Genomic DNA, 19,046 nt, shown 5'->3' on the forward strand with positions numbered 1-19,046 from the left:
TGGGACTTCTACAAGAACACCTTCGGCCGCAGCGGCATCAAGAACAACGGCGTGGCCGCCTACTCCCGGACCCACTACGGCAATTCGTACGTGAACGCGTTCTGGGACGACAGCTGCTTCTGCATGACCTACGGCGACGGCTCCAACAACGCGGACCCGCTCACCTCGCTCGACGTGGCCGGCCACGAGATGAGCCACGGCGTCACCTCCAACACCGCGGGCCTGAACTACACCGGTGAGTCCGGCGGGTTGAACGAGGCGACCTCCGACATCTTCGGCACCGGCGTCGAGTTCTACGCCAACAACTCCACCGATGTCGGCGACTACCTCATCGGCGAGAAGATCGACATCAACGGCGACGGCACCCCGCTGCGCTACATGGACAAGCCCAGCAAGGACGGCGGCTCCGCCGACAGCTGGTACTCAGGCGTGGGCAACCTCGACGTGCACTACTCGTCGGGCCCCGCGAACCACATGTTCTACCTGCTCTCCGAGGGCAGCGGCAGCAAGGTCATCAACGGCGTCACCTACAACAGCCCCACGTCCGACGGGGTGGCGGTCACCGGCATCGGCCGCGACAAGGCGCTGCAGATCTGGTACAAGGCGCTGACGACGTACATGACGTCGACGACCAACTACGCCTCGGCCCGCACCGCCGCCCTCAGCGCGGCCGGCGCGCTCTACGGCACCAGCTCGGCGGAGTACGCGGCGGTCGGCAACGCCTTCGCGGGCATCGCCGTCGGCGGCCACATCACGCCGCCCAGCAGCGGCGTCACGGTGACCAACCCCGGCAGCCAGTCCTCGACCGTCGGCACCGCGGTGAGCCTGCAGATCTCGGCCAGCAGCACCAACAGCGGCTCGCTCAGCTACGCCGCCAGCGGTCTGCCCACCGGCCTGTCGATCAACAGCTCCACCGGCGCCATCTCGGGCACCCCGACCACGGCCGGGACCTACAGCACGACCGTCACGGTCACCGACTCCACCGGCGCGACCGGCACGGCGTCGTTCACCTGGACCGTGAGTTCGAGCGGTGGCGGCGGCACCTGCACCTCCTCGCAGCTGCTGACCAACCCGGGCTTCGAGTCGGGCAGCACCGGATGGACCGCGACCAGCGGGGTCATCACCACCGACTCCGGTGAGGCGTCGCACGCCGGCTCGTACAAGGCGTGGCTCGACGGCTACGGCTCCAGCCACACCGACACGCTCTCGCAGTCGGTCACCGTCCCGTCCGGGTGCAAGGCGACCTTCACCTTCTACCTGCACATCGACACCGCCGAGACGACCACCAGCACGGCGTACGACAAGCTGACCGTCACGGCCGGTTCGACGACCCTGGCCACCTACTCCAACCTCAACAAGGCGACCGGCTACACCCAGAAGTCGTTCGACCTCTCCTCCTACGCGGGCACCACGGTGACGCTGAAGTGGAGCGGCGTCGAGGACTCCTCGCTCCAGACCAGCTTCGTGGTCGACGACACCGCCGTCACGACCAGCTGACCTCGCACCACGCAGCGATCCCGCACACGGAGGCCGTCCGTGTGCGGGATCGCGTGCGTTCGCCCGCGGCGACGGTGACGGAACGTCAGAAGGTGCGCGCCAGAAGGTCCATGAGCGCCGCCCAGTGCCGCTCGTCGCCCTCCTTCTGGTACGACGCGGTGTCGGCCTGGGTGTAGCCGTGCGGCGCGTCGGGGTAGACCTCGGCGGTGAAGCGCACGCCCGCCGCGGTCAGCGTGTCCGCCAGCAGCCGCTGCTGCTCCGGCGGCATCGACGGGTCGTGGTCGGCGTGCCCGAAGTACAGCTCCGCGGTCACGTCCTTCGCGAACACGTGCGGGCTGTCCGGGGCGTCGGTCGCGAGCCGCCCGCCGTGGAAGCCGGCGGCGGCGGCCACCCGGTCGGGGTGCGTCCCGGCGGTGATCAGGGCGAGCCGGGCGCCCATGCAGTAACCGGTGATCGCCACCGGCCCGTCGGCGGCCGCCGGGCACGCCTCCAGCCAGCTCAGATAGGCGCCCGCGTCGCGCCGCGCGAGGTCGGGCGTCATCGACTGGACGAGCGGGAAGACCTTCTCCCAGATCTCCGGCCGGGCGGCCGGGTCGATGAACTCCGGCAGCTCCGCGACGGGCGAACGGCCGTGCCGGTAGAAGACGTTGGGGACGAGAACGGTGTAACCGGCCGCCGCGATCCGGTCGGCCATCCCCTTCAGATGGGGCCGCAGCCCGAACGCGTCCTGGTAGAGCAGGACGGCCGGACGGGGACTCGCGTCATCGGGGTGCACCAGGTAGGCGTCGGCGGTGCCGTCCTCGGTGGGGATGTCGACGGCTGTGCCCTGTACGGCGGTCATGGCGGGGATGCCTCCTGCGAAGTCGTCGCCGGGGCGCGGGTGACCCGGCGCGGTCTGAGGGACCCATCGTGACACGCAAGATCCACGCCGCGGCGGGCGGACCCCCACCGCGGCACCCGGCCCGTCGTCACTCGAAGCGGCTCGGGTCGCCGGCGCCGTAGCGGACGATCTCCGCCTCGCCGCTGGAGTAGTCGACGACGGTGGTCGGCTCGGTACCGCACTCGCCGGAGTCGACGACCGCGTCCAGCACATGGTCCAGCTGGTCCTTGATCTCCCAGCCCTGCGTCATCGGCTCCTTCTCGTCCGGCAGCAGCAGCGTGCTGGACAGCAGCGGCTCGCCCAGCTCGGCCAGGAGCGCCTGCGTGACCACATGGTCCGGGATGCGCACGCCGACCGTCTTCTTGCGGGGGTGCATCAGCTTGCGCGGCACCTCCCGCGTGGCCGGGAGGATGAAGGTGTAGCTGCCCGGTGTCGACGCCTTGACCGCGCGGAACACGTTGTTGTCGACCTGCACGAACTGCCCCAGCTGTGCGAAGTCCCGGCACACCAGGGTGAAGTGGTGCCGGTCGTCGAGCCGGCGGATGGTACGGATGCGGTCCATGCCGTCACGGCTGCCCAGCTGGCAGCCCAGGGCGTAACAGGAGTCGGTCGGATACGCGATCAGCGCCCCCTGGCGCACGCTGTCCGCGATCTGCGCGATGGTGCGCGGCTGAGGGTTGTCGGGGTGCACGTCGAAGTACTTCGCCATTCACCGAGCTTATGCCGACCGCGCGCGGTTCCCGCGCGGACGGGCCGCGGCCCGTCCCCGATGCGGACCGCCCGGCGGGCGGGAGCGGCCGTGCCGCGACGCCCTGCGGTGGGCGCGCGCGGAAAAACGGACCGGAATTCGGTGGAGTACCGCGGCGCCGGGCGGGAACCCGCACAGCAGAGCGCTCGGGGCGTCCCCCCGCCCCCGAGTCCGGCCGGCTCCGCGGTCATTCCGTCCCCCGGGACTGCCCGCGGACCGGCCCGCTCCCACGCCCTGTCGTCCTGCCCCCGGAGCCCGGTGACGACCGGACATCGCCCCGACCGGGGATCCGTGCCGCCATGTCAGGTAACGTCACGGGCGTATGGCCAGGTCAACGCGGAGAACGAGGGGAAGACCGAGGTGGCTGGCGGAAAGGACCCGGACCCGCGCGGCGGCGCGCCGCACGGAGGGCGGCCCACCTGGGCCGAACAGCTCCTCGACCAGCTCCGCCCGACCGGACGCGACCTGCGCAAGGTCGTCGAGTGGCTGGCCGGTGCCGTGCACGGATCCGCGGCCCTGCTCGACCACCGGCAGCGCCCCCTCGCCGGGGACCACCGGCTGCCCGTGGACCGCGGCCTCGTGGCCGACATCGTCGCCGGACGGATCTCCTCCGCGGCCCTCCAGGACGGCGACCGCCACGTCCGCCTCGTCGCGGTCGGCCCCGTGCACCCGGCCCCGGCGGGGGTCCTCGCCGTGGTCCGCACGGCCCCCTTCGACCGGCGCGCCGCCGACATCGTCGCCCAGACCGCCGGCGTCCTCGAACTGCTGCTGCGGGAACGCGAACTGACCGTCGCCGGGCGCCTCCTGGAGCGTGCCACCGCCGACCTGCGCCTCGCCATCCTGCAACTGCTGATGGTCGAGGACACCGTCTCCGCCCGCCGGGTCGCCGCCGGGCTCTGGCCCGGCCTGCTCGACACCGACACGGCCTGCGTCTACGTCGTCGAGAGCTCCCCGGAAGAGCGCGACCGGCTGGCCGCCGCGTGCGCGGAGGCGACGGCGGGACACGTGCTCGTCGTGTGCTGCCCCGCCATGGACGGCCATGTCATCGTCCTGGCGCCCGGCGCCGCCCCGGCCGAACAACTGCGCCTGCTCGTCGGCCGCCACCCCGACACCTTCCTCGGCGGCAGCGCCCGGCAGAGCCTCGCCCGGACCGCCGCGGCCTACGGGCAGGCCGTCAGCGCCCTCGCCGTCGCCCGCCACCGCCCCGACCAGGCGGCGGTGTACGCGGAGCGCACCCATCCCGAGCGGCTGATGGATCCCGCCGCCCTCGAAGCCTGGTCGGCGGCGCTGCTGCGCCCCCTGGACGCGCTGGCCCACCACGTCCGGGCCGAGCTGATCGCCACCACCCGGCTGGGCCTGGAGTTCACCGCCGTGAGCGCCGCCAAGGTGCTCGGCGTCAGCCGCAACACCGTCCGCGCCCGCATGGACCGCGTCGAGGCACTGCTCGGCACGGACCTCTCCGACCTCACCGTCCGCGCCGCCGTCCACCTCGCGCTCAACACCCGGGCGATGGGCGGCGACGGCGCCACCGCCGGGGCCGCGCGCGCCGTGCGGCTCGGCGACCTGCTGGCCGGGACCGCGCTGCGGATCTGGGCCCACGACCTGCTGGAGCGGCTGACCCGGGACGGGCGGGACCTGCGCCGCACGGTGCGCGCCTGGATCGCGGCCGGCGGCAACGCCGAACGCGCCGCGCTCGACCTCGGGGTCCATCCGCAGACCGTCCGCGAGCACGTGCGCGGCGCGGAACCGGTGCTCGAACGGCAACTGCTGGCCGCGGGCAGCGATCTCTACGAGGTCGTCCTCGCCCATCTGGTCGTCGGTGAGCTCGGCGAACCCGGCCTGCGCCCCCGCAAACCGGATCAACCGGACTCACCTGTGCACGGGTGAGCCGTCCGGGCGGCGAAAAGGGCATCGCCGCGATTCCCATCGGCCGCCCCCGCACGTAGGTTCAGGACTCCGCGGGGGGACGACCGGCACGGGGGACCGGTCGGGCCCCCGCCCCGATCTCGTGCCACGGGCGCTGCGCGCCCCGGTTCAGCCCTGGAGCCGTACCGGGATCTCCTGCCAGCCGAAGGCGATGAACGACGGCACCTGGCGCAGCTCGTCCTCGGTGAACGCCGGCCGCAGGTCCGGGAACCGGTCGAACAGCGCGGGCAGCGCGGTGAGCGCCTCGACCCGGGCCAGCGGGGCACCGATGCAGCGGTGCACCCCGATGCCGAACGCCAGATGGTCGTCCGCCCCGCGCGAGGCGTCGAAGGCGTCCGCCTCCGGGCCGTAGTGCGCGGGGTCCAGACCCGCCGCCGCGTACGTCGTGATGATCGCGTCCCCGGCCGGGATCGTGACGTCGCCGACGGTGATGTCGGCGACCGCGAAGCGCAGCGGCAGCGACGCGATCGACGGATGCACCCGCAGCGTCTCCTCCACCACCGCCTCCCAGCCGATCTCGCCCGCCCGGACCGCGGCCAGCTGCTCCGGGTGGCGCAGCAGCGCGACGACCGCGTTGCCGATCAGGTTGACCGTCGTCTCGAAGCCGGCACCGATCACGAGCAGCAGCGTGTACACGAGCTCCTCGTCGCTCAGCCGGTCGCCGTCCTCGTCGCGGACCCGGATCAGCTCGGTCGTCAGGTCGTCGCCCGGCCGCTCCCGCTTCTCCGCGATGAGCCCGCCCAGCACCACCCCGATCTGCTCCTGCACGAACGCCGCGTGCTCCGGGGTGGGGTCGGAGGTGTCCATGATGGCCGCGATGAGCCGGGCCGTGGCCTCGCGCAGCCCGTCGGGCACGCCGAACAGCTCGCAGATGATCCGCATCGGCAGCGGATGCGCGAGCCCCGCCCGCACGTCGACCGGCCCGCCCGCCGCGCCCTTCGCCGCCAGCGCGTCGAGCAGCTCCGCCGTCACCGCCTCGACCCGGGCCCGCATCGCCTCGGTGCGCCGGTGGGTGAAGCTCGGCGCGACCAGCTTGCGCAGCCGGGTGTGGTCGGGGCCGTAGGTCGAGAGCATGTTGACCACGCCCACCCAGCCCAGGATCCAGCCCCAGGAGGGGTGTTCGGGCAGCTCGGCCCACAACGCCCAGTGCTGCCGCGGGTCCTTGCTGACCTTCGGGTCGAGGATGAGTTCCTTGAGGACGTCGTAACCGGTCGGCGCCCAGGCCGGGATGGAACCGGGCAGCTCGACGGGGACGATCGGGCCGAGCGCGCGCAACCGGGCGCTCTCGGCGGGTATGTCCGCGCCGAACGGGTCGAGGGCGATGCGGTCGGTGACGGTCACGACGACTCTCCTGGCTGGTCGGGGGAGCGGGGGGTGAAGCGGACGGGCAGCGCGGTCAGCGAGCGGTGGAAGGGCCCCGGCCGCCAGTCGAGGCTGTCGCGCGGCACGACGGGTTCGAGGTCGGGCAGCCACTGGGTGAGCCGCTCGATCGCCTCGGTCGCGATGAGCAGCGTGTGCTGCCGCACCGGGCAGGCGTGCGGACCCGCCGACCACGACAGGTGCGAGGCGTCCCTCGGGTGGCGTCCGCCGGTCGCCGCCTGCTCGGCGAAGTGGCCCAGCGCGCCGTAGGAGACGACGATCGGCACGGCCGCCCTGATCCACGCGCCGTGGAACGAGACCGCCGAACGGGCGAAGTGCACCCCGTAGTTGGCCAACGGGGTCTCGTGGTGCAGGACTTCGAGGACGGCGTCCGTGACGGGGCGGGCGCCGCTGGTGAGCGTCGAGTAGTACTCCGCGTTGCCGAGGATCCGCGACAGCGCGTTCGCCACCAGGTTCGCGGTCGGCTCGTGCCCGGCGCCGAAGGTGAGGAAGATCTGCCAGGTGACCTCCTCGGCGGTCAGCCCTGCGGGGTGGTCGAGCAGCCAGCTGGGCAGATCGTCGCCGCGCCGCTCGCTCTTCGCGGCGATGAGTTCGAGCACGTACGCGCCGAACTCGGCCTCGCCCTCGGCCGCCTGGGCGCCGCCCTCCATCATCTTGGCGAGCCCGCGCTCCAGCCGGTCGCCCTGGCTGTCGGGCAGCCCGAACAGGTTGTTGAAGACCAGCGCCATCAGCGGCCGCGCGAAGTCGCCCACCAGGTCGGCCTCGCCGCGCGGCCCGAACCGGCCGACCAGCAGCCGTACCGCCCGGTGCACACGGGCCCGCAGGTCGTGCGGCTCGACCCGGTCGAAGACGTCGATCAGCGAGCGCCGGTAGCGGATGTGCTCGCCGTCGTCCGCGAACAGCGCGTTGGGCCGCCAGCGCATCATGCCGAGGACGGGCGAGTCGTCGGCGACGGTCGTCTCCCACGGCCGCGGGTCGTGCGAGAACGTCTCCGTGTCCTGCAGCAGGTCCAGCGCGGCCGCGCGGTCGGTGACGACGTACGCCGGTACGCCGGGCGCGAGTTCGCCCCAGCCGACCGGGCCCTGCGCGCGCAGGGCGGCGTAGTAGCGGTGCGGGTCGTGGGCGAAGCCGTCCTCCCACAGCCGTACCGGCACGGTGAGGGAGAAGGACTGCTGGGCGGGGGGATGGGTGGTCACCGGCGCTCCGGGGGTCGGCGGTCGATCAGATGCTGGACGAGGGCGAGCAGCGCGTCGACGCAGGACCCCGCCTCGCGCGCGTCGCAGGTCACCAACGGGGTGCCCGGCTCCAGGTCCAGGGCGGCGCGCAGCTGTTCGGGGGTGTGGTGGCGGGGCGCGTCCGGGAAGGTGTTGAGGGCGACGGCGTACGGCAGTCCGGACTCCTCGACCAGACCCAGCACGTCGAAGGAGGCGTCGAGGCGGCGGCTGTCGACCAGCACGAGCGCGCCGAGCGCCCCGTAGGCGATGTCGTCCCACAGCGCCCGGAACCGCTCCTGCCCGGGGGTGCCGAACATGTACAGCACCACCCCGCCGGGCAGGCTGATCCGGCCGAAGTCGATGGCCACCGTGGTGGACGTCTTCTCGCGCACCCCGTCGAGGTCGTCGACCTGCGCGGACGCCTCGGTGAGCCGTTCCTCGGTGTGCAGCGGGCGGATCTCCGAGACGGAGTCGATGAGCGTGGTCTTGCCCACCCCGAAGGGGCCCGCGACCAGGATCTTCACCAGATCGCGGGCGGTGTCGGGCAGGTGGATGCCCGGCCGGGATGCGGTCGGCCTAGTGCTGCTTGAGGGCGCGGAGGCCATCGGCCACTCTCTTCAGAAGGTCGGGGTCGAACCGTTCGGCGACCGGGACCGGTGCGCGGGCCAGCACCAGGTCCTGGTCGAGCAGATCGCCGGCGAGGACGCGGACCGCGGACACCGGCAGCTCCAGCAGCGCCGCCGCCTCCACCACCGTCAGCGAGCCCTCCCGCAGCGCGTCCAGCAGGGCGAGCTGGGCTGCGGGCAGGCCGGGCGGCACGGGGGTGCCGCTGGTGGTGAGCAGCGACAGCCGCTCCAGCTGCGGGCGGCTCGGCCGCGCCGTGCCGTTGGTCGACAGATACGCGGGAACCAGCCGACGGCCGCCACGGCGGCCCGTCATGCCGGCGTGCTGCCGTCGGTCCCTCGGGGCGCGGCGGCCATCGCCTTCTCGCCCAGCCGCGCCACCTGCGAGTGGACGCGGTGGGCGAGCAGGTCCAGGCGCACCTCTCCGTCGCCGTACGCGGCCACGCAGGTGCCGTGGTCGGTCGGGACGATGAGGACATAGCCGTGGTCGGACTCGATGACCACCTGGCGGATCTCCGCGCTGTCGCGGTCCGCGAAGGCGGCCGCCGCGGTCCGGCACGCGGCCTGCACCGTGCTGGTGATCGCCGCGACCCGTTCGGCCGAGGGCTGGGACAGCGCGTCCGTGTACCCGGTGACGAGTCCGTCCCGGGTCAGCAGGACGGCCGCCACCACGCGCGGCACCTCGAGGATCGGTTCGAGCACCCATGCCGTGTCGCCTGCCTCGCGGCTGGTCATCGAGCCGGTCCCCCTTCGTGTTCGGTGTCGTCGGTCGGTGCCACGGCCCGCATGTCGGGTGCGGGTCGGGCCACGGTGTCGTGCGCCGGTACGGCGGCCGGGTGCGCGGGCGCGGGGCCGGCGGCCGGAGGTGCCGCTGCGGGGCCGGAGGCCGGTGGCGCGGTCGGGTGTTCGGGCGCGAGGTGGGCGGTCGGGGCCGCGGCCGGGCGGGCGGGCACCGTGTCGTCCAGGTCGGACGGCGGCGCCGATCGGGCCGCGGCGGTGCCGGACTGGAGCGCCCCGAGCGCGGCGGCGGCCTCCTCGGGCCGCCGCTCCGTCTGCCGCGGTACGGCGGCGGGCGGTTCCTGCGCCCGCGTGCGCCGACGTCGCTGCGGAAGCCCGCCGGTGTCCGCGGGGTCGTCGCCCCGGTGGCCCGCGGTGGCCGCGGCGGCGTCCGCGCTGTAGCCGTGCGCGGCCGAGGCGGGTGCCGCGGATGCCGGGTCGTGAGCCGGGGCCGGGGTGGCCGAGGCGGTCGCTCCGGGCCGGCGGGTGGACCGCGGCGCGCTCACGGCGGGCGGCCGCTGCTCGGGGTCGACGCGGGTGAGCAGATGGCTGCCGGCCCGCAGCACCGCGCGCACCCCGCCGTAGGGCGACGGGGACGAGACGTCGACCGTGAGGTCGAACTGCCGGGTCAGCTGGCCGATCGCGGCGAGGCCCATGCGCGGCGGGTCGCCGAGATCGGTGAGCATGATCGGGGCGTGGCCCGCCACCAGGCGCTGGGCGCGCTCGCGTTCGTCCTGCGTCATACCGAGGCCGGCGTCGTCGATGGTGACGCAGACGCCGTGGTGCACGTGCTCCAGGTTGACGACCACGTCGGTGTCCGGAGCGGAGTGGCGCAGCGCGTTGTCGAGCAGTTCGGCGACGATGATGGCGACCGGCTCGACCGCGTGCGAGACCAGCGCGGTGCCGGGTTCGAGGTGGTTGTGGACGGTGACCCGGTGGTAGCCGGCGAGCCGGGCCTGGCCGCCGGTGACCGCGTCCACCAGGTGCGACTCCTCGCGGGCCAGCCCCACCCAGGCCCCGCAGACCACCGCGGCCACCTGCGCGCGGCGCAGCGACTGCTCGTTCTCGTGGTCGAGCGCGAACAGGGTCTGCGACAACTCCGGCTCGTCGTAGCGCTGTTGGAGGCCGCGCAGGGCGTCCTGGAGCCGGTAGAGGGCCGCCTGGATCTCCCGGGTGGCGCCCCGCATCCCGGCCTGGGCGGCCGCGTCGATCCGGGTGCGCTGGGCGTCCAGCTCGGCGCGCGCGGCGGTGAGGACATGGTCCAGGGCGGCGGCGAGCGGGGTGCCGTCGAGCTGCGGCTGCAACGCGCCGGGTACCGGGACGCTGGGGTGCAGGGGCTGCTTGGCGGTGGCGGGCAGGCGCTGGGCGGCGAGGTGCTCGACCTCGGCTATGAGCACCTGCTGGAAGGCGTCGAGCCGGGCGCGGAGGGTGTCGTTCTCGGCGCTCAGCGCGGCCCGCCGACGCCGGCTCCGCAGCAGCCCGCCGCCGAGCGCGAGCGCGGACACGGTGGCGACGGACGCCACGGCACCGGCTGCCAGATCCGGTAATTCGATCATCTGGGCGATTCCAAGGGGAAGTGGGCAGGGCGGCGGCGAGGTCCCGTGAAGGGCCCCCCATCGCAGGCACGCGCAGCACACTACACACCGCCACCGACCGCTCTCGCGCGGTTGGACGAGACTTCCCTCCGAATCCGCTCGCGGTCTGTTCGCTTCTGTGTGGAGTGTCTGAATTGCCTTATGGCCGAACGTAGTTGGGCTCGTCGGTTGTGCATGGACGGCGGCTCGGCGGCTCGGCGGTTCGACGGCTCCACGGTTCGGCCGTCGGCGGTCCGACGGATCGGCCGTCGACGGTCGCGGGCCCGCCCGGTCGCCGCCGCGGTCGCCGCCGCGGTCGCCGCTGCGGCCGCGGGTGCGGGCGCGGAGCCAAAAGGGGGCTATGGCGGGCGGCGCCCGGGGTGTCGCGACCGGGCCCGCCGCCCGGTGACCCACCATCGCAGTCGGCCGAGCGGAACCGGTGGCCCGGCCGGAGGCGGCCGGTCGTACGGCCGGATGCGACCCGTGGGTCGACCGGAAGCGGCCGGCGGTCCCGGCGGAAGCGACCGGCGGGTCGGTTGTCCCCGTCACCGGAACGGCCCGCACCGACAGCCCGCCGGGGCCGGACGGGTGATACCAAGAAGCGTGGCGCCCGAAAAAGACGCCTTCACCCCTTACCTCCCTGAGGAGGCGGTTCCATGGCAGCGGCGACGCCCGACACCGCCGGCGCAGCCGGCGCATCCGCAGCGCCCGCGGACGAGACGCCCACGATCCACATCCTCTGGATCAACGCGGGCCTGAGCTGCGACGGAGACTCCGTGGCCCTGACGGCCGCGATGCAGCCCAGCATCGAGCAGATCGCGCTCGGCGTGCTCCCCGGTCTGCCGAAGATCGCCGTCCACTGGCCGCTCATCGACTTCGAGTGCGGACCGGTCGGCGGCGCCGACACGTTCATCGAGTGGTTCTTCAAGGGCGAGCGCGGCGAGATCGACCCGTTCGTGCTGGTCGTCGAGGGCTCCATCCCGAACGAGGCGATCAAGCCCGAGGGCTACTGGTGCGGCTTCGGCGACAACCCCGAGACCGGCCAGCCGATCACCACCAGCGAGTGGATCGACCGGCTCGCCCCCAAGGCGCTCGCCGTCGTCGCGATCGGCACCTGCGCCACGTACGGCGGGATCCACGCGATGGAGGGCAACCCCACCGGAGCCATGGGCGTGCCCGACTACCTCGGCTGGGACTGGAAGTCGCACGCCGGGATCCCCATCGTCTGCGTGCCGGGCTGTCCCATCCAGCCGGACAACTTCGCCGAGACGCTCACCTACCTGCTCTACCAGGCGGCGGGTTCGGCCCCGATGATCCCGCTGGACGACAAGCTGCGCCCGAGCTGGCTGTTCGGCGCCACGGTGCACGAGGGCTGCGACCGCGCCGGCTACTACGAGCAGGGCGAGTTCGCCACGACCTACGACTCGCCCAAGTGCCTGGTGAAACTGGGCTGCTGGGGTCCGGTCGTCAAGTGCAACGTGCCCAAGCGGGGCTGGATGAACGGCATCGGCGGCTGCCCCAACGTCGGCGGCATCTGCATCGCCTGCACCATGCCCGGCTTCCCCGACAAGTTCATGCCGTTCATGGACCAGCCACCCGGCGCGACCCTCTCGAGCGCCGCGAGCGGTGCCTACGGCGCCCTCATCCGCCGGCTGCGCTCGGTGACGCTCAACACCGTGGACAAGGAGCCCAAGTGGCGCCACACCGGCGGCAAGATCACCACCGGCTACAAGCCGCCCTGGTGACGCCCTGACCCGACCGGCCCCACCCCCGACCGGCCCCACTTTCGACCGGCCCCACCCCCGACCAGACCGCTCCCCGCACCAGACCGCACCCCGCACCAGAAGGGCACGACAGAGACGATGGCACCGAACACGAAGGCGGCCGGCGACGGCAGCGGCCTGGTCGAGATGTCCTGGGACCCGATCACCCGGATCGTGGGCAGCCTCGGCATCCACACGAAGATCGACTTCAAGCAGAAGCGGGTCGCCGAGTGCTACAGCACCTCGTCGGTCTTCCGCGGCTACAGCGTCTTCATGCGCGGCAAGGACCCGCGCGACGCGCACTTCATCACCAGCCGCATCTGCGGCATCTGCGGCGACAACCACGCCACCTGCTCGGTGTACGCGCAGAACATGGCGTACGGCGTGAAGCCGCCGCACCTCGGCGAGTGGGTCATCAACCTCGGCGAGGCCGCGGAGTACATGTTCGACCACAACATCTTCCAGGAGAACCTGGTCGGGGTCGACTACTGCGAGAAGATGGTCAAGGAGACCAACCCGGGCGTCCTCGAACTCGCCGAGCGCACCGAGGCCCCGCACGCCGCCGAGCACGGCTACCGCACGATCGCCGACATCATGCGCTCCCTCAACCCGCTGGAGGGGGAGTTCTACCGCGAGGCGCTGCAAGTCAGCCGCTACACGCGGGAGATGTTCTGCCTGATGGAGGGCCGCCACGTGCACCCCTCCACGCTCTACCCCGGCGGCACCGGCACCAACGCCTCCGTGCAGCTCTTCACGGACTACCTCAGCCGCCTGATGCGCTACGTCGAGTTCATGAAGCGCGTCGTCCCCCTCCACGACGACCTGTTCGACTTCTTCTACGAGGCCCTGCCCGGCTACGAGGAGGTCGGCCGCCGCCGCGTGCTGCTCGGCTGCTGGGGCGCGCTCAACGACCCCGACCACTGCGACTTCACGTACGCCAACATGACCGACTGGGGACGGAAGATGTTCGTCACCCCGGGCGTCGTCGTGGACGGCAAACTGGTCACCACCGACCTCACCGAGATCAACCTCGGCATCCGCATCCTGCTCGGCAGCTCGTACTACGAGGACTGGGAGGGCCGGGAGCAGTTCGTCACCCACGACCCGCTCGGCAACCCCGTCGACCCGCGCCACCCGTGGAACCAGCACACCATCCCGGCCCCGCAGAAGCGGAACTTCGACGACAAGTACAGCTGGGTGATGTCCCCGCGCTGGTTCGACGGCAAGGACCACCTCGCCCTCGACACCGGCGGCGGCCCGATCGCCCGCCTGTGGACCACCGCGCTCGCCGGGCTCGTCGACGTCGGCGGTGTCAAGGCCACCGGGCACAGCGTGATCATCAACCTGCCGCGCACCATGACCCGGCCCGAGACCACCTTCGAGTGGAAGATCCCGAAGTGGAGCAACGCCCTCGAACGCAACCGGGCGCGCAGCTACTTCCAGGCGTACATGGCGGCCATGGCCCTGCACTTCGCGGAGAAGGCGCTCGACGAGGTGCGCGCCGGACGCACCCAGACCTGGGAGAAGTTCGAGGTTCCCGACCAGGCCGTGGGCGTCGGTTTCACCGAGGCTGTGCGCGGTGTGCTCTCCCACCACATGGTGATCCGTGACGGCAAGATCGCCAACTACCATCCCTACCCGCCCACCCCGTGGAACGGCAGCGTCCGTGACAGCTACGGCACCCCGGGCCCGTACGAGGACGCCGTGCAGAACACGCCCATCTTCGAGGAGAACCCCCCGGAGAACTTCAAGGGCATCGACATCATGCGCGCCGTCCGCAGCTTCGACCCCTGTCTGCCCTGCGGAGTGCACATGTACGTCGGCGACGGCAAGACCGTGCAGCAGACGCACATGCCCACCGGCCTGAGCGGACTGGGCGGATGAGCGTGCCCACCACCGCGCCCACGCAGGCCGCCGCCGTCCGCGTCGAGGAGGTCCTCGACCGCCTCGCCGCCGGCGGCGACCCCGCCGCCACCGCGGCGGCCGAGGAACTCGTGCGCTCCCTCATGGAGTTCTACGGCGCCGGACTCGCCCGCGTGGTCGAGCTGCTGCCCGCCGGAGCGGGCCGGGACGCGCTGCTTGGCGACCAACTCGTCGCGAGTCTCCTGGTGTTGCATGATCTGCACCCGGAGGACCGCGCCACCCGCATCGACCGCGCCCTCGCCACCGTGCGCGACCAGCACCTCGAAGCCGTCGGCTTCGACGAGGCGACCGGGACCCTCCGGCTGCGGGCGGCCGAGGGCGCTTCGGGTGAGGCCGGCGGCGGATGCGGGTGCGGTTCCGCCGCGGACGCCGTACGGCAGACCGCCCTTGACGCGCTCGGCTGCTTCGCGCCCGAGGTCACCGCCGTCGAACTCGACGCCGCGGACCGGCCCCGCCGGCCGGCCCTGCTCCAGATCGGCAGCCGTCCCGGAGCCCGCCCATGAGCACCACCCCCGCCCCGGGGCTGCGCAGATTCCTCGGCCCCCGCCCGCCGCAGCCCGAGCGGTGCGGGCTGTGCGCGGCGGTCGTCGACGAGGACCGCCACCGCCATCTCGTCGACACCGAACGGCGCGCCCTGGTGTGCGCCTGCCCGGCCTGCCTGCTGCTGATGGACCGGCCGGGCGCCGACACCGGCCGCTTCCGCGTCGTGCCCGAACGCTTCCTCCACGACCCCGCCCACCGCCTGGACCGCAACGCCTGGGACCGGCTGCGCATCCCGGTCGGCGTGGCGTTCTTCTTCCAAAACACCCCCCTCGACCGGCTGGTGGCCCTCTACCCCAGCCCGGCCGGCGCCACCGAGAGCGAACTCGAACCCGAGGCATGGGCGGACGTCCTCGGCGCGAGCCCGCTCGCCGACCTGCTCCGGCCGGACGTCGAGGCGCTGCTGCTGCGCCGCACCGGCGAGGACACCACCTGCTACCTCGTCCCCATCGACGTCTGCTACGAACTCGTCGGCAGGATGCGGCTGTTGTGGCAGGGCTTCGACGGCGGCGCCGAGGCCCGCGCGGCCCTGGACACGTTCTTCGCCCGCGTCGCCGAACGCGCCCGGCCGGTCGAGGGCGTCGGCGAGGCGGAGCGACGCGATGCGGCGGTGCGCACATGACCGCCCTCGACTTCGCCTGCGTGGGCGTCCGCGCCGACCGCTACGCCGCCGGACCCACCCTGGTGTTCCGGCTGCGCATCACCGCCTCCGACGACGAACCCGTCCACGCCCTGCTGCTGAACTGCCAGTTGCGCATCGAACCGGCCCGGCGCGGCTACGACGGCGCCGAGGCCGAGGCCCTCGGCGACCTGTTCGGCGAGCGGTCCCGCTGGGGCACCACCCTCCAGCCGGTCCAGTTCGCCCAAGTTCCTCTGATGGTGGGCGCGTTCACCGGAGAGACGGAGGCCGACCTGGTCGTGCCCTGCACCTACGACCTGGACATCGCCGCCACCCGCTACCTCGCCGCCCTCGACGGGGGCGAGGTGCCCCTGCTGCTGCTCTTCTCCGGCACCGCCTTCACCGGAGCGGGCGGCTTCCGCGTCCAGCCCGTCCCCTGGGACCGCGAGGCCACCTACCGGATGCCCGTGGCGGCCTGGCGCGAGACGGTCGACCAGCACTTCCCCGGCTGCGGCTGGATCCGGCTGCCCAGTGCCACCCTCGACGCCCTGCTCGCCTACCGCTCGGAGCGCGCGCTGCCCTCCTGGGAGGCGACCGTCGAGGCCCTGCTCGCCGAGCGGGCCCCGGCTCCCGCCGCCTCCGCCGCCACCCCGACCGGAAGGAGCGCGCCATGAGCGTGACCGCCTTCACCCCGGAGACCGAGGCGCGCTTCGCCCTGGCCCGCCAGGTGGCCGACGCCGTGCTCTTCGAGGGATACGTGCTCTACCCCTACCGGGCCTCCGCCGCGAAGAACCGGCTGCGCTGGCAGTTCGGCGTCCTCGTGCCGCCCGCCTGGGGCGCCGACCGCGACGAGAACGACTTCCAGCACACCGAATGCCTCATGGAACCGAAGGCGGACGCCACCCTGGCGGTCGAACTGCGGTTCCTGCGCGCCAGGCGGCGCACCGTCCAACGCCTGGGCGCCGACGGCGACTTCGAGACCGTACCCGAACTGCGCCTGACCGACCGGGTGCTGGTCCCCTGGGACGAGGGCGTCGAGGAGCGCGTCGAGGCGGTCGTGCCGGTCGCGGACCTGCTCGAGGGCGATGTGACCGTCCCCTTCGAGCGGCTCGCGGGCGAGGACGGCGAGACCGTGTACGACGACAACGGCCGGCCCGTCGGTCGCACGCTGCGCCGCTACGAGGAGATCGGCGGCGTCCTGCGCCTCTCCGCCCAGGAACTCCCCGGCCCCTACCGGGTGATGAGGCTGACGGTGGTGGTGGAGAACACCAGCCGCTGGGCCCCGCCCGAGGGGAGGGCCGCCGAACGCGACGCCGCCCTCACCCGCTCGCTCGTCGCCACCCATCTGCTGATGGCGCTGAGCCCCGGCTCGTTCCTGTCCATGACCGACCCGCCCGAGTGGGCCAAGGGCGCGGTCGCCTCCTGCCGCAACCTGCACACCTGGCCCGTCCTGGCCGGCGAACCCGGCCGCGCGGACGTGGTCCTGTCCTCGCCGATCATCCTGGAGGACCACCCGGCCATCGCGCCCGAGAGCCCCGGCGCGCTGTACGACGCCACCGAGATCGACGAGATCCTCGCGCTGCGCACGGCAGCCCTCACCGACGAGGAGAAGCGTGAGGCGCGGGGCACCGACGAGCGCGCGGCCGCCGTGATCGACCTGGCCGACTCGCTGCCCGCCGAGGTGATGGAGCGGCTGCACGGGGCCGTGCGCGGGCTGCGGGAGGTGACCCGGACCCCGTCCCCGGCGGGCGTCGCGACCGCACCCGGAGGGTCGTCGGACCCGTTCCCGGGCGAACCCGGCCCCGTCTCGACCGACCTGCCCTGGTGGGACCCGGCGAGCGACGCGGGCTTCGACCCTGGGCGCGACCACGTCGTGGTGGAGGGCCGCGAGATCCGTGCCGGCAGCCGGGTCGTGCTCCGGCCCGGCCTGCGCCGCAGCGACGCCCAGGACCTCTTCCTCGACGGCCGCACAGCGACGGTCGAGGCCGTCCTGCACGACGTCGACGGCGCGGTGCACCTCGCGGTGACCGTCGACGGCGACCCGGGGGCCGAGATCCGGCGCGAGCAGGGCCGGTTCCTGTACTTCCAGCCGGACGAGGTCGCGCTGCCGGAGGACGCCCCGGGCGTCTCGGGCGCCGTGGACGGGGAGGATGCCGTGGACGGCGCGGTCGTCGTGGAGGGCGGGGTATGAACGTCGCCGAGCCGGGCGGACCCGCGCCCGATGCGGAGCCGGGCGGACCCGGTGCCGCCGTCGAGGGGGACGGCCCGACCCGCGTCGCCGAGCCGGGCGGGCCGATGCCCACAGCCCGGCGGGACGGGCCGACGCGTGCGGCCGCGGCGGACCGGCCGACGGGCGACGAAGGCCCGGTCGGGCGGGTGCTCGTCGCCGGGATCGGCAACATCTTCCTCGGCGACGACGGCTTCGGCGTCGAGGCCGCCCGCGCGCTGTCCGCCCGGCGACTGCCCGCCCACATCGAGGTCGCCGACATCGGCGTGCGCGGCGTGCATCTCGCCTACCAGCTCCTCGACGGCTACGACACCCTCGTGCTCGTCGACGCCACCACCCGGGGCGGCGACCCCGGCACGCTCTACGTCATCGAGCACACGGACGCCGGCACCGCCCCCGGCGCGCTGGACGGCCACCGGATGACCCCCGACGCCGTCCTCGGCCTGCTCGGCACCCTCTGCGCGGGCACCGGCGCCGAACCGCCCCGCCGCACCCTGGTCGTCGGCTGCGAACCGGCCCTGGTCGACGAGGGGATCGGGCTCAGCCCCGCCGTCGCCGCCGCCGTACCGCAGGCCGTACGGCTCGTCGAGGAACTGCTGGACGTGCACCCGCGGCCCGCGTCACGGCCACCGGCCGTGGGCACCGCCCCCACCCACGCCGCGAAGTGAGGAGACACCCATGAAGAAGGAGATCGTGGCCGGTCTGATGGCCGCCGTCGCCGCCGCGCTCGTCGTGCAGTCGCTGCCCGACATCAAGCGCTACCTGCGTATCCGCCGCATGTGAACCACGCCGGGCCCTTACCCCCGCTCCGCCGCGCCCGCCACCTCGTTGCGGCGAACGGGCGTACCCCGCCCCCGGGTCACGGCGCGCCGCCCACCGCGCGGCGCGCCCCCGCCTTCAATGGGGACCGGCCGCCGCGCGGCGGCCGGAGCGGCCCCGGGCCCGGACGGAGACCCATGCACGAGATGTCCATCGCGCTGGCGGTGATCGGACAGGTGGAGGAGGCGGCCGAACGGGCCGGCGACGTCACCGCGGTGCGATCGGTCCGCCTGGAGGTGGGCGAACTCGCCGGTGTCGTACCCGACTCGCTCTCCTTCTGCTTCGAACTCGCCTGCGCCGGGACCCTCCTGGAGGGTGCCGAGCTCCTCGCCGACCCGGTCCCCGGACGCGCCCGCTGCGCGCCCTGCGCCCACGAGTGGGCCGTCGGGATGCCGCCGTCACTGACCTGTCCGCGCTGCGGCGGCGCGGCCGGCGACCTGCTGTCCGGCCGCGAACTGCGGATCACCGCCGTCCACTGGGAGGACGGCGCCACGCCGGCCGCACCCACCCGCGAACCGATCGCCGAGGAGCGCTGA

General features: G+C 73.4%; 19 protein-coding genes. 11 read left to right on the forward strand and 8 right to left on the reverse strand.

What is annotated here, in order from left to right; translation table 11 throughout:
- The coding region (locus WN71_RS24460) for a M4 family metallopeptidase (RefSeq protein ID WP_206300129.1) at nt 1–1,497 on the forward strand (1,497 nt) is incomplete at its 5' end.
- 85 nt (nt 1,498–1,582) lie between these two features.
- On the opposite strand, the gene WN71_RS24465 is transcribed toward WN71_RS24460, so the two are convergent.
- Together WN71_RS24465 and WN71_RS24470 are read right to left on the reverse strand one after the other, a co-directional pair.
- Complete coding sequence (locus WN71_RS24465; RefSeq protein WP_046588747.1) at nt 1,583–2,338, reverse strand: dienelactone hydrolase family protein; 756 nt, start codon at nt 2,336–2,338, stop codon at nt 1,583–1,585.
- Nucleotides 2,339–2,465: 127 nt separating this feature from the next.
- Nucleotides 2,466–3,086, reverse strand: a complete 621-nt coding sequence (locus WN71_RS24470; protein ID WP_046588745.1) for an L-threonylcarbamoyladenylate synthase — start codon at nt 3,084–3,086, stop codon at nt 2,466–2,468.
- Between the two features lie 399 nt (nt 3,087–3,485).
- Here WN71_RS24470 and WN71_RS24475 point away from each other — a divergent pair, with 399 nt between their 5' ends.
- The gene (locus WN71_RS24475; protein WP_046588743.1) at nt 3,486–5,012 is read left to right on the forward strand and encodes a helix-turn-helix domain-containing protein; all 1,527 of its coding nucleotides are present in this window, start codon (nt 3,486–3,488) and stop codon (nt 5,010–5,012) included.
- A gap of 147 nt (nt 5,013–5,159) precedes the next feature.
- On the opposite strand, the gene WN71_RS24480 is transcribed toward WN71_RS24475, so the two are convergent.
- The 6 genes from WN71_RS24480 to WN71_RS24505 are packed head-to-tail and all read right to left on the reverse strand — an operon-like array spanning nt 5,160 to nt 10,601.
- Nucleotides 5,160–6,392: a cytochrome P450 family protein gene (locus WN71_RS24480; protein WP_046588740.1), complete on the reverse strand. Its 1,233-nt coding sequence runs from the start codon at nt 6,390–6,392 to the stop codon at nt 5,160–5,162.
- Nucleotides 6,389–7,627 (reverse strand): cytochrome P450 family protein, encoded by a 1,239-nt coding sequence (locus WN71_RS24485; protein ID WP_046588738.1) that lies wholly within the window; start codon nt 7,625–7,627, stop codon nt 6,389–6,391. The genes WN71_RS24480 and WN71_RS24485 overlap by 4 nt, the downstream gene beginning before the upstream one ends.
- Nucleotides 7,624–8,250, reverse strand: coding sequence for a GTP-binding protein (locus WN71_RS24490; RefSeq protein WP_046588736.1), 627 nt, complete (start codon nt 8,248–8,250; stop codon nt 7,624–7,626). Before WN71_RS24490 ends, WN71_RS24485 begins: the two co-directional genes overlap by 4 nt.
- Nucleotides 8,222–8,584, reverse strand: coding sequence for a DUF742 domain-containing protein (locus WN71_RS24495; RefSeq protein WP_046588735.1), 363 nt, complete (start codon nt 8,582–8,584; stop codon nt 8,222–8,224). The genes WN71_RS24490 and WN71_RS24495 overlap by 29 nt, the downstream gene beginning before the upstream one ends.
- Entirely contained in the window at nt 8,581–9,003 is a 423-nt protein-coding gene (locus tag WN71_RS24500) for a roadblock/LC7 domain-containing protein (RefSeq protein ID WP_046588733.1), read from the reverse strand. The genes WN71_RS24495 and WN71_RS24500 overlap by 4 nt, the downstream gene beginning before the upstream one ends.
- Nucleotides 9,000–10,601, reverse strand: coding sequence for an ATP-binding protein (locus WN71_RS24505; RefSeq protein WP_240529744.1), 1,602 nt, complete (start codon nt 10,599–10,601; stop codon nt 9,000–9,002). The genes WN71_RS24500 and WN71_RS24505 overlap by 4 nt, the downstream gene beginning before the upstream one ends.
- A 674-nt stretch (nt 10,602–11,275) precedes the next feature.
- On the opposite strand from WN71_RS24505, the gene WN71_RS24510 reads away from it, so the two are divergent.
- The 9 genes from WN71_RS24510 to WN71_RS24545 all read left to right on the forward strand — a co-directional run bounded on the left by WN71_RS24510 (nt 11,276) and on the right by WN71_RS24545 (nt 19,046).
- Complete coding sequence (locus tag WN71_RS24510; RefSeq protein ID WP_046588731.1) at nt 11,276–12,364, forward strand: NADH-quinone oxidoreductase subunit B family protein; 1,089 nt, start codon at nt 11,276–11,278, stop codon at nt 12,362–12,364.
- A gap of 117 nt (nt 12,365–12,481) precedes the next feature.
- Entirely contained in the window at nt 12,482–14,266 is a 1,785-nt protein-coding gene (locus WN71_RS24515) for a nickel-dependent hydrogenase large subunit (protein WP_046588729.1), read from the forward strand.
- Nucleotides 14,263–14,808, forward strand: coding sequence for a hypothetical protein (locus WN71_RS24520; RefSeq protein ID WP_046588727.1), 546 nt, complete (start codon nt 14,263–14,265; stop codon nt 14,806–14,808). Before WN71_RS24515 ends, WN71_RS24520 begins: the two co-directional genes overlap by 4 nt.
- On the forward strand, nt 14,805–15,467 hold the full coding sequence (locus WN71_RS24525; protein ID WP_046588725.1) for a DUF5947 family protein: 663 nt from the start codon (nt 14,805–14,807) through the stop codon (nt 15,465–15,467). Before WN71_RS24520 ends, WN71_RS24525 begins: the two co-directional genes overlap by 4 nt.
- Nucleotides 15,464–16,138, forward strand: a complete 675-nt coding sequence (locus WN71_RS24530; RefSeq protein ID WP_046588722.1) for a DUF6084 family protein — start codon at nt 15,464–15,466, stop codon at nt 16,136–16,138. Before WN71_RS24525 ends, WN71_RS24530 begins: the two co-directional genes overlap by 4 nt.
- On the forward strand, nt 16,135–17,655 hold the full coding sequence (locus WN71_RS24535) for a hypothetical protein (RefSeq protein WP_240529745.1): 1,521 nt from the start codon (nt 16,135–16,137) through the stop codon (nt 17,653–17,655). Before WN71_RS24530 ends, WN71_RS24535 begins: the two co-directional genes overlap by 4 nt.
- Before the next feature lie 104 nt (nt 17,656–17,759).
- On the forward strand, nt 17,760–18,359 hold the full coding sequence (locus WN71_RS24540; protein WP_079178080.1) for a hydrogenase maturation protease: 600 nt from the start codon (nt 17,760–17,762) through the stop codon (nt 18,357–18,359).
- Nucleotides 18,360–18,369: 10 nt separating this feature from the next.
- Complete coding sequence (locus tag WN71_RS43490; protein WP_420856524.1) at nt 18,370–18,474, forward strand: DUF6893 family small protein; 105 nt, start codon at nt 18,370–18,372, stop codon at nt 18,472–18,474.
- A 173-nt stretch (nt 18,475–18,647) separates the two neighbouring features.
- On the forward strand, nt 18,648–19,046 hold the full coding sequence (locus WN71_RS24545; protein ID WP_046588720.1) for a hydrogenase maturation nickel metallochaperone HypA/HybF: 399 nt from the start codon (nt 18,648–18,650) through the stop codon (nt 19,044–19,046).

The sequence above is a fragment of the Streptomyces mangrovisoli genome (assembly GCF_000974985.2).
GTDB classification, from domain to species: Bacteria; Actinomycetota; Actinomycetes; order Streptomycetales; family Streptomycetaceae; genus Streptomyces; species Streptomyces mangrovisoli.

Bases quoted from the DNA above. Each gene is read 5' to 3' on its own strand.
- WN71_RS24525 (WP_046588725.1), top strand. From the start codon at position 14,805: ATGAGCACCACCCCCGCCCCGGGGCTGCGCAGATTCCTCGGCCCCCGC.
- WN71_RS24500 (WP_046588733.1), bottom strand. From the start codon at position 9,003: ATGACCAGCCGCGAGGCAGGCGACACGGCATGGGTGCTCGAACCGATC.
- WN71_RS24515 (WP_046588729.1), top strand. From the start codon at position 12,482: ATGGCACCGAACACGAAGGCGGCCGGCGACGGCAGCGGCCTGGTCGAG.
- WN71_RS24465 (WP_046588747.1), bottom strand. From the start codon at position 2,338: ATGACCGCCGTACAGGGCACAGCCGTCGACATCCCCACCGAGGACGGC.
- WN71_RS43490 (WP_420856524.1), top strand. From the start codon at position 18,370: ATGAAGAAGGAGATCGTGGCCGGTCTGATGGCCGCCGTCGCCGCCGCG.
- WN71_RS24495 (WP_046588735.1), bottom strand. From the start codon at position 8,584: ATGACGGGCCGCCGTGGCGGCCGTCGGCTGGTTCCCGCGTATCTGTCG.
- WN71_RS24530 (WP_046588722.1), top strand. From the start codon at position 15,464: ATGACCGCCCTCGACTTCGCCTGCGTGGGCGTCCGCGCCGACCGCTAC.
- WN71_RS24490 (WP_046588736.1), bottom strand. From the start codon at position 8,250: ATGGCCTCCGCGCCCTCAAGCAGCACTAGGCCGACCGCATCCCGGCCG.
- WN71_RS24545 (WP_046588720.1), top strand. From the start codon at position 18,648: ATGCACGAGATGTCCATCGCGCTGGCGGTGATCGGACAGGTGGAGGAG.
- WN71_RS24470 (WP_046588745.1), bottom strand. From the start codon at position 3,086: ATGGCGAAGTACTTCGACGTGCACCCCGACAACCCTCAGCCGCGCACC.
- WN71_RS24510 (WP_046588731.1), top strand. From the start codon at position 11,276: ATGGCAGCGGCGACGCCCGACACCGCCGGCGCAGCCGGCGCATCCGCA.
- WN71_RS24535 (WP_240529745.1), top strand. From the start codon at position 16,135: ATGAGCGTGACCGCCTTCACCCCGGAGACCGAGGCGCGCTTCGCCCTG.
- WN71_RS24540 (WP_079178080.1), top strand. From the start codon at position 17,760: ATGCCCACAGCCCGGCGGGACGGGCCGACGCGTGCGGCCGCGGCGGAC.
- WN71_RS24520 (WP_046588727.1), top strand. From the start codon at position 14,263: ATGAGCGTGCCCACCACCGCGCCCACGCAGGCCGCCGCCGTCCGCGTC.
- WN71_RS24505 (WP_240529744.1), bottom strand. From the start codon at position 10,601: ATGATCGAATTACCGGATCTGGCAGCCGGTGCCGTGGCGTCCGTCGCC.